Source organism: Ruegeria arenilitoris (assembly GCF_013030265.1).
Lineage (GTDB): Bacteria > Pseudomonadota > Alphaproteobacteria > Rhodobacterales > Rhodobacteraceae > Ruegeria > Ruegeria arenilitoris_E.
In genome coordinates this window covers 336,065-349,054 of the sequence record NZ_WPZQ01000005.1, presented here as the reverse complement: position 1 = coordinate 349,054, position 12,990 = coordinate 336,065, and the positions used below count along the sequence as shown (strand labels likewise).

Genomic DNA, 12,990 nt, shown 5'->3' with positions numbered 1-12,990 from the left:
GTTACTCGGTAAAACAGTGATCAGGTGTCGGAAGCTTTGACATGTCATTTGTTCCTAGCCAGATAAGCCCGGATGGACAGGATACATCCCAGCGTCCAAACGAGATTGAACAGCACATGTGTTAACGCGATGCCTTCGATCCCCAACCAATAAAGCAGCGGCAGGAACGAGATTGCAAAAATGCAGGTCGAAACGAAAGTCGTTCTGACCAATGCGCTATCCAATCCCATACTCAACAGTGCCGGGTTCAGAACCAAGGCGCCAAGATAAAGGACCGCGGCAAACATCAGGATGGTCATCACCGGCGCTGCCTCACGGAACTCAGGGCCAAACAGCAAAACCGCGATTTCCGGCATCTTCCACGCCAATGGCAAGGATACGATCAGAGAAACACCAAACATTGCGAAGGTGACATAGCGCACAAGACGCCAGAATTTTTCAAATTCAGCACTGGCCCAGAGGCGTGTCATCTCAGGATATAGAACCTGTCGAATAGGGGCGCCAAGCCGCACGACATTTGTCATGATGCGCTTGCCGACCTGATAGAATCCCACTGCGGTGACATCCAACATTGCACCAGCCACAATCACATCCAGTCGTTGTGTCGATTGTCTGAGAATTACGTTGAAGTTTGAGTTCCAAAGAAAGCGCAGAAAGCCAGGATTGTCTGAAAACGCCTGGGACAATTTCAGCTTCATAAAGGCCTGCAGGCTACGCTTTCGTAACTCATTCACTGCGAGGAAAAAGGCCACCAATCCGGTCAGGATCTGATGCATCAGCATCAGCGCAAGAAATGCCCAGATATCGAGGCTGAGCATGTAGGCAATCACGATGCCAACAAAGCGCAGACCAGCGATCACCATGTCGGAAATCGCAAGAACATCGAACCTGTCAAAAATACGCAGTACCGCGATACCTGTTGGCCGAAGCGACAGGAACAGGCCGATCGCGACCAGTGAGATATACGATGCACCGATACCTTCTGGAAGCCCAATCAGCGGCGCCAGAGTGGGTGCTAACAACAGGGCAATTGTACCTGCCAGTAATCCACCAAGGATATCGATAACGACTGATAGCTTGACCAGATGACGAAAGCGCGATGTGTCATCCTGTGCGAGCGCTTCGCTTCCATACTTGATCACCGCTTGCCAGGGCTCCAACCTGAAAAGGCGGTCCAGTATCTGCACATATGCATCGACAAGAGCTAGAATCCCAACAGCCGCTGGGCCCAAAGCCCGCGCCGTAATGATCAGGCTGGCAAGGCCAAAGAAGGCAACAAGGATTTGGGACAAGAACAGCCATGACATGTTCTTGGCAATTCGCTTCACCAATGATTTGGAACGAGAGCCGGTCATACACTCAATCTGAAACGTTCTGGAATACTAAAACGAACATCCCAGAACCGGGTCGGTAGTTAACCCATGGCACCAGGTACAGTTTAAACACCTTTCTGTTTCTAAAACGTCCTCAGATGATTCTGATTGTCACTATTCTTATCATTTAGTTTGCTGAAATTATATCGCTGCACAAAAACACAAATTGATTTTGGGGTCCGGAATTAGCTTTCATAGGCAACCAAACTTTGACGGTTTCGACGTCGCATCAGAGGGTTTGCCTAACTACACTGCACCAATAGCCAGCAGATCGGAGCCAAAAATTTATAAGAACAAGCGCCTAAAGACCTGAAAGTTTTTAGCTGGTGAATTCTTCAATGTATCGCAGCCTCAACAACAATCTGCCAATTACCAATGCATTGTAGTCAATCCCGGCTTTGGTCGAAAGTTTACGAGACTAAATCGCCAAATCGGAAAGCTATTTCCGAAAACCTTGGATGCCGTGCCGCGCAATCGTTTGCCCGAAAACACCATGGATCGCTTTGGTGGCACATTTGAAAGTTAAGCCTACCCACAAAGAAAAATGACCAGCACCCCATATGCTGGTCATTTTCAGAGTGAGTGGTCAGGCTAAGCGCCTCACCGGTCTTCATTCAAGTTAACCTAAAGCTAGCTGATCACCCCCATTCTGGGTATTAGGGGTATCCCGTAGGTTGGTGGATTTTCTTTGCTACAAGAAGGTCAAATTTCGCATTTGTACGATCTTGTTGACCGCATGATCACCCAAAACTGGTCATTTGCTCATATCTTAAATGGTTAATATGAATGGTCAGAGGGCCTCACCATCCGCCAGCAAACCCATCTTGCCCAGAAGGATGGTGTTTATCCTTCTGACGTCGAAATCGGACACAGCCCTGTCACGCGATGCCTGACCCATTTTGACGATCAGCTCAGGGTTCTCAACAAAGCGCGCCATAGCCTCACACAGTTTGTCCGGGCTGCGAACCGGGATCACATATCCGGTTTCTCCGTCAATGACCGGATCTGCACATCCCGGCGCGTCAGATGTTATCACCGCTCGTCCTGTCGACATGGCTTCGAGAGTGGCGCGCGGAATTCCTTCACGGTAGGCCGTCGGCAACACAAATACGGAACATTTGGCCAGATACGGTCTGACATCTGCCGTTTCCCCCAGATACTCGACAATGCCCTCTCGAGACCATTCATCGATATCTCGCTGACTGACGGAATCGGGGTTTGCATCCATCGGCCCCAACAGCTGGCACCGGGCCTCGGGATGTCTGCGCTTCAACTCCCGCGCAGCCTCGACAAAATCGAAGACACCTTTCTCACGCAAAAGACGCGCGATCATCAAAAAAACCGGTGCCCCGTTGGGGGGATTGGAAAATGCATAAGAATCAAGGTTCACACCAGACCCGGGCACGATGCTCAGCTTCGTGGCATTGTTGATCAGTCTTCTTTCGCGAAACTCTTTCTCGTCGGCCTTGTTGTAGACCAGAACCTCGTCGACACCTCTGAGCGCGCTTCGGTACAGGAACGATGACAGTGTCCTTACCACACGACGTTTCAGGGTCAAGTTGTGGGTACTATACACATAACCCAACCCGGTATTCATCGCGTATATGCGCGGGACACCCGCAATCTTGGCAGCGAGGCATCCGTAAATGATCGGCTTGATTGTGTATGGGAAGACAATATCCGGCTTGAACTCTTTGAACACCTGCACCAACGCACGCAATGTACGTAGGTCCCTCACAGGATTCATACCCGCGCGGGCCAGCGGAAACTGAACGAATTTGACCCCGATCTCCTTCAATGCGCGTTCCGTGGGTTCATGCCGCTCCGGGCCGCATGCGATCACTTCTGCCCGTTCGGACAAATCCCTCAGCAAATCATATCGGAAATTCAACAGCGACGACGTGAGGTTGGAGACAACCGCTATCTTTGGCCTCGTTTGGTTCGAAGATATCTCGTGAGATTTCAGTGTCTGCAACAAGACGAACTCCCATTGATGCCCCGCGCTCTGCGATCCGCAGGTTTATCCAGAAATCTGGTTGATTGGCGGTCACAATGCATGATGAATCTGCCTGATCGTGTTGTCTTCGATGACTTCATCCCACACCGCCAGAATGTTGTCCGGGGCAAGCCAGCTCAGGTTTTGTGCAAAGGACTGCCGCATCCTGTTCAGCGTTTCCGGTTCTTCACAAAGCCGGATCACCGCCGCTGCCAATGCATCGACATCTTCAGGTGGCACCAACAGCCCGTTGTCATCGTGCCGGATCAGCTCACGCGGACCGTAGGGGCAATCGAAGGAAACAACCGGCAACCCGGTGACGGTTGCTTCGGCAACAACGTTGGGAAAACCCTCAAATCGCGATGGGAACACCAGCAAGTCCGCACCTGCCATCCAGGCACCCGGCGATGAACTCGCACCCGGCAATGAAACCGCGTCCCCAAGGCCAAGCTGGTCGCGCAAGTCTTCCAGCGCTGTTCTTTCAGGCCCTTCGCCATAAATTGTAAGCTTGGCCGCGGGATTGGCCCGGAGTATCTGAGGCATCGCCTGCAGCAAAAGATCAAATCCCTTTTGACGATCCAGGCGACCAACGGCGACAAGCTGGCTATTTCCCTTTCCTAGCCGGTCTCGGATGCCCTCCAGCGGGGCACACGGGTTCGGAACAACTTGCGCTTTGCGCTGTAGGGATCGGGGCAAATCCTGACTGGCACGCTCGGTCTGCATCACGATGGTTCTGGCCCGATGCGCCAGAAGATTTTGCGCGTGGCGCCATATTGGATGGGCATTCTGGGCCTTGGGATTATTCCGTTCTGAAATGATGATGGGAACCCGCCACCCCAGTACTGCAGCCAACGCCAACACGTTGATCTTGGTAAGAAACGTAATCACGAGGTCCGGTTTCACTTCACGAATGACCTGACGAATATGTTGCAGCCGCGCCCACTGCCCACGGGCCTTGGGATCGTCACTGGCCACCATCAACGTCACATCGTCCGGAAAAGAAAAGTAAGATCCCCCTTCCGGCATCGTCAACCCGGCGACATAGACATCGTCGCCCATACCGGATCTGTGCGCGGCGAGAATGGAAACGATTTTTTCGGCACCACCCGCGCCGAAACCACCCTGAATAATCAGAATTTTCACTTCGCTCTCCTCGAGATCTTTTGACCCTTTTGGGATACGGGCGCTGAAGCGGCGCACAACGTGAACTGCCGGGGCTTTAACGGGTTCGGGCTGTTCATGCGTCTTTCGACAATGGCACCTTCTAATTCTTCCAACGCCGCACGGACGCGGTCATAGGGCAACCGGACCCGGGTCATTTTGTGATTTGCAGGGGTCAGGATCGATACGGCTGTCATGCGCTCTGCCCCGTCAAAACCTTTGACCTCATAACATTCCGGGACCATTCAACCGTGTCCCGCAGGCCTTCCTTCAGCGCCATCTCTGGCGCCCATGGATACCGGGATTTTATCAGCGAAAGATCGTTCACGAGCTTCATCACCTGACCGGGTGGCGAACCATATTCAATCAGTTCGGCAGGGGCCCCGGTCAGTTTGGCAAGACCCTCCACCACATCTCTGACCTTTGTCGCCATGCCAGTACCGATGTTTATAACCGGACCCGCAGCCGAAGGGTTATCTGCAAGCAACAAAAGGGCGCGGACCACATCGTTGACATGAATAAAGTCACGCACATCATCCGGTCGTTCGATTTGCACGGCTTGGCCACGCAGCAGATTGTCGACAAGGTAGGGAACAAGCTGAGTTCCGGTTTGACCCGGTCCGTATGTCAACGACAGTCGCGCTGTGACTGCAGTAAATGGCAAGCGTGACCGCAGCATTTCAAGATACTTTGTGCCTGCCAGCATCGACGCCCCGTAGCTGTCGCGCGGTTGTTCACGTTGAGCCTCAACAAAGGGCACAGGGTTATCGCCATACTCCGCATTTGTGCCCAGACGGATGAATGATCGCGGGGGGGATTTGCAAGCTGTGGCAGCTTTCAAAACACCTAACAAAGTAAGCAGGTTTTCCTGCACACTTTCAAAAGAACCCTCTAGTGCTGCATTTGCCTGCACCTTGATCTGCGCGGCTGCATGGAACACCACCTGGGGCTGACAGGTCTCAAAAATCGACTGCACATAGGCTACATCCGTCAACTCTGCGCGCACCACTTCTACAGACGAACTCACGTTCGAAAACTTCTCGAGCGAGGAGGAAGGACGTACCAATGCAGTGACGTCATCACCACGCGTCAGGCATGTTCTGACTAGGTGAGAACCAATAAAACCCGTTGCTCCGGTGATCAGAACACGCGTCATCGTTCAACTCCAGCATCCCACCTATAAAGGTCCGGGGCCATGACGCTTACTCTCAGCCATGTGCAACGTGATGCTATGTAATAAAGCGCAGCGAGCTTCTTCTGCATCTCGCGCAGATGGACCCCCATCTGGGTCGAAGTTCTTAGAACTACTAAAACGGAGTCGATCACTTCCCGATTGCCTACCGTTTGCCCATAATACACTAACAAAAACCGTCTCCTAAAACACACGAACTACTGGGCCGCGACTGTGCAGTCACTGAAATCTGCTGGTGACGTGAAATCTTCAAAAATACTAATCTGCTCAGCAGTCATTTGCATCATATCCGCCGAGGCGGCATAGGCCTTGTGCCAGTCTACGGTCATTTCAATACCCGTTTGCAAATCCAGACGCGGATGCCAGCCTAACCGGCTTTGTGCCTTGGTACTGTCCAGACGTAATGTTCGCGCCTCGTGCGGTGCATCACCATATTTGTCAGGGAAACTGAACTCGGGCGCGCCTGCCCCCCAGGCGCGCCGGACTATATCCGCCAATTCCCTAACATCCACCGTGCCTGAAACATCAGGTCCGAAATTCCAGGCGCCGGCAAACTCCGCACCGTCACTCAAAATCTTATCGGCGACCTGCAGATAACCCGATAGCGGCTCCAAAACATGCTGCCACGGGCGAATGCCTTCAGGATTGCGAACCACAACTGGCAGGTTTCGCTCCCAGGCGCAGATGATGTCAGGCACAAGGCGATCTTCGCTCCAATCCCCGCCACCAAAGACGTTACCTGCACGAACAGTCGCCAATTGCGGGCCTTCCGGATCGGCAAAGAACGAATGGGCGTAAGACTGAGCTACAAGCTCGGTTGCGCCCTTGGACGCACTGTAAGGATCCTTGCCCCCCAACGGGTCGTTCTCACGGAACCCCCAAGCCCCTTCGCGGTTGTCATAGCACTTGTCGCTGGTCACCACGACCACCGCCCTCAAGGACGGCATTCTGCGAGCTGCTTCCAGAACGTGAACTGTGCCCTGCACATTTGTCGCGAATGTCTCAACCGGATCACGATAAGATTTTCTCACCAGCGGTTGCGCGGCCATGTGAAAGATCACTTCGGCATCCACATCCTGCAACGTCATATTCAGCGCCGTAGCATCCCGGATATCGGCGAAACGGCTATCTGTAATCTGTTCGATACCGCATGCTGCATAGAATGACGGACCGGGCTCAGGCGGCAAAGCCAGACCGGTCACATGCGCACCCAGCCGGGTAAGCCAGGCAGACATCCAACCGCCTTTGAAGCCGCTATGCCCTGTCACGAGGACACGGCGACCGGAAAAGCGGCCGCCGAATATCTGATCGGAATGATCAGTCATGAATGCCTCAGATTGCTATGGCCGGGTACTCGGCGGATGGTTTTGTATTGAACTGCAGCCATGGCGGGGTCTCGCCCTCACACAGAGCGTCGAGCGCGTTGCGATCCCGAATGGTATCCATCGGACGCCAGAAACCATCGTGGCGATAGGCCATCAACTCACCATCCCGGGCCATTTGGCTTAGCGGTGATTGCTCGAGTGGCTCCATATCGTCGACCATGTAGTCCATCACACCCGGTTCAAACACAAAGAACCCGCCATTGATCCAGGTTTCGCGACTGCGCACTTTTTCTGTGAACGCATCCACGCGATCGCCTTTTAGCTCAATGCTCCCGAAACGTGCCGGAGGCTGAACCGCAGTAACGGTCGCGAGCTTGCCGTGGGATTTGTGGAAATCGATCAGGGCGTTGATATCGATGTTCCCCAGACCATCTGCGTAAGTGCACATAAAGGTCTCGTCCGGGTCCAACCATTCCTTGAGGCGGCGAATGCGCCCGCTGGTCATCGTGTGGGTCCCGGTGTCGACAACAGACACATTCCAGCCACCCGGTGCAGACGGCACAAGCTTGAGCTCACCTGTGTCTAGCGAAACAGAAATATTGTTCGCAATCAGGTGATAGTTGGCAAAAAACTGCTTTAACATCAGAGATTTATAACCGGCGGCAACAACAAAATCGCGGTGCCCGAAGTGGCTGTAGATATCCATGACACGCGCGATGATGGGGCGGCCTCCGACCTCGACCATGGGTTTCGGAATCGAGACCGTTTCCTCGGCCAGTCGAGACCCAAGTCCCCCTGCAAAAAGTACCGTTTTCATTTGTGCCACTCCCTCAAAAAACCTTTTACTAAAATCTGCACATCTGCGCCGGTGGAGCGCATATTGGTCGTACGGTAACGAGCGGGCTCAGTTGATTGGGCATGGTCGATCTACCTCACCTGCTGTTTTCAAGTATATCACACCCTGATCGTAACGGTTATCTAACCCTGAATTTCGCCCCAGGCTGCGCGCGTTTGTTTCCGCATCGCGCAACAATGACTCTTCCAGCGCTGAATCATATCCGGGCAGGAAAGCGGCGAGAAGATTGGAATCAATCAGGGCCTTCAATTCAACCGCGCCGTTCATCTTGTTCTGTTTCGCCAGATCTGGATCGGTAAACACCTGTAAACCGGGTGCCAGATAGGGCGCACCCAGAAGTCGGGCGAAATGATCTGCATGAGAACGGGTAGTAGCGATACCGCCAATATGGTTTGACCCAGGCATTTTTAGCTCGCTCCGAAGAGCTTTGGTTACTCGTAGCTTTTCCGGCCCTCGGAAGGGCCGGAACTTGCAACAACTTATACAATAATTTTAGCGACCGGCGGTGATCGTTTCCAATGCATCCGGTCGTGCAAAGCCACCGACCAGGCTTTCGCTTGGTACAGGTTTGATGTTCGGTTTACCCGGACGCGCGGTCAGTTCTTTTGCATCGATTGGCCGCAGGCCGTTAGCACCGTAACCCGGCACCAACTCTTTCAGCAGCTTCTTAACACCCAAATCGTTCCCATCATGTGCGGCCTGTTCCAGTTTCAGGATCATGGCGCGCAGACGGGCTGCCGAGACACCCTCGGGGATTGCCGAGGCTACACCAGGAATTCCGCTTTCGCGATGATCTTCGGTGACGTCGAACAGTTCTTCGAACAGTTTTTCGCCCTGACGAATACCAATGAACTTGATGTCTACATCTTCGTAAGGAACCAGACCCGCAAGGCGGATCATGCGCTCGGCCAGATCGACAATCTTGACCGGGCGACCCATGTCCAGAACAAAGATCTCACCATGGCTGTTCTCGAGGGTCAGGCCTTTGGCTGCGGCAACCAGAGTCAACTGGACCGCCTCACGAATGGTCATGAAGTACCGTTCCATTTTGGGATCGGTAACCGTCAGTGGACCACCTTCGGAGATCTGACGTTGGAACAGCGGGATCAGCGACCCGGACGACCCAAGAACGTTGCCAAAACGGACTGAAAAGAAACGCGTTTCTTCGTCAGTCTCATTCGTGACACGGTCTTGCGCCTGCACATAGAATTCAGCGACCCGCTTGGTCGCGCCCATTACACTGGTGCTGTTGACGGCCTTATCGGTCGAAACCTGAACCATCGCGATGGCACCCACGTTACGCGCTGCATCCGCGACGTTGCGGGTTCCTATCACGTTGGTCAAAACGCCTTCGCATGGGTTTAGTTCAACCATCGGAACATGCTTCAGTGCTGCGGCATTGAATACCAGCTCGGGGCGATGGCGTTCAAAGATCGCATTCACCCGTCCCGCATTCCGAATATCAGCCACGTAAATACGGCGGGCTACATCAGGGAAGTTCTGACCCAAGTCCATATCGATCGAATAGGCGTTGTATTCGGTGTTTTCGATCATCACCAACTCAGCCGGTTCGAATGATGCGATCTGACGGGTAAGTTCGCTGCCGATGGATCCACCCGCACCGGTGATGAGCACACGACGCCCCTGGAACATCTCGCGCAGCATCGAGCGCTCAACCGCCTTTTGCGGGCGATCCAGAATGTCTTCCGGATTGACTGTACGGATGCCGTTGTTTTCGGTGCCCAACTCTTCCAGTCCGGTAAGACGGGACACGGTAATGCTGTTAGCTTCTGCCCAGCGGGTCAGCTTGCGAATACCATCACTTTCAAAATGGGTTACCGGTTCAGTCAACAACAGGCGCTGCGGCAGCTCATCATAGTACTTCAGCCGTTCGATCGCCGCGTCCGCATCCAGCAAAGATCCGATGATCTTTACATCGTGGAAATACAGGCCTTGCGTATTGCGCGCATCATCGATGATGCCGACCGGCTGATACTTGGATTCCGTATTGCGCAGCGAGCGGACAAACAAGTCGCAGCTTGCACCTGTACCCACGAGGATCACAGGAATCTTGCCATCGCCATCGGTCGATTGCGATTGCGTCATACGGGTCAGTTCGGTGCTGCGGGCAAGCACGCGCAGTGTTCCGAATGCAGGCACTACAAGCAGGAACTGAATGAAGTAAACCGCCAGAGGAATTTGCGCGGTAGCCTGAACGGCAGACCCCAGCAACGCCAGTGCACCAACGGAAAGGGCCGAAGCGCGAACGATCAGGGTCACGTCACGCAGAGATGTTGAACGTGTGTGACGCTTGTAGATGCCGGACATGGGCAAAATCGCCAATGCAATAAGACATGACATCAGCACCAGCGGCACCAAAACCGATCCAAACTGCGCAGGCAAAGCACCGCCATTGGCCAGAACAACCGCCATCACAACCGAAATTGCGGATGCCGCAACATCACCAATCACAAGCCGGCGATTGGCGCTCAGTTCAGCGAGTTTCTGCTTCAGCTTCGGCCGAACGCCCGCGAACAATTGTTCGGGTTCAACCAAGTTGTCTTTTTCAAGTCCACTTTTGAGCTTAACCAATTCTTGCTCGTACATACTCAGAACTCCGGCGTAAAATTGCCCCAAACCACTCGACTCAATTGAATCGGCCCAAAACCACAGGCCCAATCCTCAAAGCCACACTACTGCACCGACGCAAACCACGCGCCGGCTGCTGATTGTTATCGTCTAAAAGTCCCCCTACGGTTCAGGCACGTTACAATCTGCACCCAGAACCAAGACCCCCTTCTCACTCGTACACACCAAAATACAAAAACAACGCAGCCAAACATGCGGCCTTGTCAATTTACTATGCGTCAACGCTATCACACCAATATGGGGATAAAAAACTATTTTTCATGCTGACGACACCGTTCAGACAAAGAAATGCCTTTTTTCCGAGCCGGTACGCCAGTTTTTCATCAAGAAGCAAGCTTTCCTTCGCGCCCGTATTTTGACTGATTCCAGCAACCTGCGCCGTTAAACACCCCCTTTGTTTCTTTATGCGCAACAGAACATGCCGCCAAAGGCCCCAAGAAATCAGACGATTCGTTGCGCTTTTTCGGCTGTGCAGCCACCCAAGGTTTGCAAGTTCCAGGATCTGTGGCCGTACAACGAGGCCATGTTTTCGTCAAAAATTAGTCTATCTCACTGACACGAACATCCTTCAGATCGGGGCATTCAACTTTTCTTGCAACGGTGTCGGGAACTGATCGATGGACCCATGTAGTTGCTCATTTTGCAGCACTCATGATGATGGGATCCACCGAACGGGCCAAATACAAGGACAGAGCGCAACTCGTAACTAAGAGTGCTCACTGTATTGATTTGAAGCCCGGGACTACACGAACCCGGCGGTTAGTTGGATGTCACGATAATCGATCTGATCACTTCGACCGTATCGCCGGGCATCAGTCGATCAGCCGCCTGGAAGCGTTGCACCTGCCCGTCTTCACCACGGGTCACGGCAAACTCAATCACCGTTTCACTGGCAACGTCGTCATCACTCAGAAACCCGGCTGCGGCCAATTCCCCATGCAGGCTGGACGCTGTCGCCAATCGGGTTTTTAACGAAGCCAGCTCACTCTCGACCCTGTTCAGTTGAACAAGTGCATCAGAACGGGCATTGTCATCCAGTTCCAATTCGTCCCGTTCAGCCCGGTTCAGTTCCTGCCGCGCGGTCATCAGCGCGATTTCTTGATCCAACCGCTTGGTTTCCAGATCGTTCAGCATATTCGTCATACTTGTGACGCGGTTCGAAACCGTCAGCCCTTTTTCCTTCAGCGCTGTCAGGTTCTCAAGCTCACGGCTGATGTTCTCAATCTGCGCATTGCGCAACTCAAGCTGGATGGTCAGGCTTGAAATCTGTTCCTTCAGCATGCTCTGCAGATCCCGAATGCGATCACCCAATCCTTCGCGGGCATTTAAGGTTGCAGCCAGAATTTCACCTTCCAATCCTTCGGGGGATTCTGGTGCGCCTTCTTCACTTTCGTTCTGCTCAAGACTGGCCAGATCGGCCAGCAGTCTTTTCTTTTCATCCTCCAGTTCCTCAATCTGGGTCGACAAGAGCCGTATCTCGCCCCCCATTCTGAGAATCTGATAGTCGTTGTTTGACGTGAACTGGATTGGCGGACGAATGGGACCACCCGCCAGAGCAAGCAATTGCTGTGCCGTCATTCCAGCCTGATAGTCGTACGCACCCGGAGAGTTCACATCACCCAAAACGTAAACCGGCAGATGACCCACAACTTCAAGCGCGATCTTTGGCGGCTCGACCATACCGATTTGGCGACGCAGCTTTAACTCGAGCGTCTCAGCCAGTTCCGCGGCGGTCTGACCTTCGGCCGCAACCTCTCCGACTAAGGGAATCATCAGTGTTCCGTCGCGCGCAACCGTATATTCGCCCGACAACCCATCCCAACGAAGATATGAGGAAGAGTTCAGATCCCAGCGCATGGCGCGTAGTGAAATTTTATCCTGATGATGCAGACGATAACTCTCTGCCGCCACAACGGTGGCAGATAACACGAGCAGAAGCCCCGCATACAATATCCTGAAACAGCTCAACAAACCCTGTCTCCCAAACTCACTACAACAAACATCACGGCCCGGATTCTAGAATAACGAAGCCGATAAACTCAAATCAAATCCAAGACACCGCCCAAGGCATTACACGCAATCGGGCGGCAACTGCTAAACGTATACACACATTCACCCGATGGGCGAACTACCTAAAGGATAGTGGTTGCCAGTGTTTCTGACAAGCAAGCGCTCAAAGTCGGTTGGTGCAGAAGCTCTGGTCAATCAATGTAACTGACGTCCGAACTATCACCTCTGAATGAACCCCAGAATGATCTGCGCCTGATCAATCTACATGACGCCACAAAAGTCGGGGGCATCATGCGGAACAATAATTGCTGTGGTTCTTTTTGGATGGATCACACGACCCGCTCACTCATTATCGCATCTGGCAGAACAATCAGAGATTCACGCAAGAATCGTTGCTGAATTCCACCCGAAATTTTCCGCAAGTTAAC

Annotated in this window: 9 protein-coding genes; all 9 read right to left on the bottom strand. The window is 53.1% G+C overall.

The features are described 5' to 3' along the window. Positions 1 to 44: 44 nt before the first annotated feature. The 9 genes from GOX61_RS11165 to GOX61_RS11125 all read right to left on the bottom strand — a co-directional run bounded on the left by GOX61_RS11165 (position 45) and on the right by GOX61_RS11125 (position 12,481). Positions 45 to 1,307, bottom strand: a complete 1,263-nt coding sequence (locus GOX61_RS11165) for a lipopolysaccharide biosynthesis protein (RefSeq protein ID WP_170333722.1) — start codon at positions 1,305 to 1,307, stop codon at positions 45 to 47. Positions 1,308 to 2,163: 856 nt separating this feature from the next. Then, positions 2,164 to 3,351, bottom strand: coding sequence for a glycosyltransferase family 4 protein (locus tag GOX61_RS11160; protein WP_217353838.1), 1,188 nt, complete (start codon positions 3,349 to 3,351; stop codon positions 2,164 to 2,166). A gap of 69 nt (positions 3,352 to 3,420) precedes the next feature. Continuing rightward, entirely contained in the window at positions 3,421 to 4,512 is a 1,092-nt protein-coding gene (locus GOX61_RS11155) for a glycosyltransferase family 4 protein (RefSeq protein WP_170333720.1), read from the bottom strand. A gap of 211 nt (positions 4,513 to 4,723) precedes the next feature. After that, entirely contained in the window at positions 4,724 to 5,686 is a 963-nt protein-coding gene (locus GOX61_RS11150) for an NAD-dependent epimerase/dehydratase family protein (RefSeq protein WP_170333717.1), read from the bottom strand. A gap of 233 nt (positions 5,687 to 5,919) precedes the next feature. Continuing rightward, positions 5,920 to 7,047: a CDP-glucose 4,6-dehydratase gene (gene rfbG / locus GOX61_RS11145; RefSeq protein ID WP_170333716.1), complete on the bottom strand. Its 1,128-nt coding sequence runs from the start codon at positions 7,045 to 7,047 to the stop codon at positions 5,920 to 5,922. 7 nt (positions 7,048 to 7,054) lie between these two features. Then, positions 7,055 to 7,864 carry a glucose-1-phosphate cytidylyltransferase gene (gene rfbF / locus GOX61_RS11140; RefSeq protein WP_155145625.1) on the bottom strand — a complete coding sequence of 270 codons (810 nt, stop codon included), beginning with the start codon at positions 7,862 to 7,864 and terminating at the stop codon, positions 7,055 to 7,057. 87 nt (positions 7,865 to 7,951) lie between these two features. Beyond that, complete coding sequence (locus GOX61_RS11135) at positions 7,952 to 8,308, bottom strand: hypothetical protein (protein WP_170333713.1); 357 nt, start codon at positions 8,306 to 8,308, stop codon at positions 7,952 to 7,954. 87 nt (positions 8,309 to 8,395) lie between these two features. Next, entirely contained in the window at positions 8,396 to 10,510 is a 2,115-nt protein-coding gene (locus tag GOX61_RS11130; RefSeq protein WP_170333712.1) for a polysaccharide biosynthesis protein, read from the bottom strand. A gap of 801 nt (positions 10,511 to 11,311) precedes the next feature. Then, positions 11,312 to 12,481 carry a polysaccharide biosynthesis/export family protein gene (locus GOX61_RS11125; RefSeq protein WP_170333710.1) on the bottom strand — a complete coding sequence of 390 codons (1,170 nt, stop codon included), beginning with the start codon at positions 12,479 to 12,481 and terminating at the stop codon, positions 11,312 to 11,314. Positions 12,482 to 12,990 lie beyond the last annotated feature (509 nt).

Coding starts and splice junctions, on each gene's coding strand:
- GOX61_RS11165 (WP_170333722.1), bottom strand. CDS start 1,307: ATGTCATGGCTGTTCTTGTCCCAAATCCTTGTTGCCTTCTTTGGCCTT.
- GOX61_RS11150 (WP_170333717.1), bottom strand. CDS start 5,686: ATGACGCGTGTTCTGATCACCGGAGCAACGGGTTTTATTGGTTCTCAC.
- rfbG (WP_170333716.1), bottom strand. CDS start 7,047: ATGACTGATCATTCCGATCAGATATTCGGCGGCCGCTTTTCCGGTCGC.
- rfbF (WP_155145625.1), bottom strand. CDS start 7,864: ATGAAAACGGTACTTTTTGCAGGGGGACTTGGGTCTCGACTGGCCGAG.
- GOX61_RS11135 (WP_170333713.1), bottom strand. CDS start 8,308: ATGCCTGGGTCAAACCATATTGGCGGTATCGCTACTACCCGTTCTCAT.
- GOX61_RS11130 (WP_170333712.1), bottom strand. CDS start 10,510: ATGTACGAGCAAGAATTGGTTAAGCTCAAAAGTGGACTTGAAAAAGAC.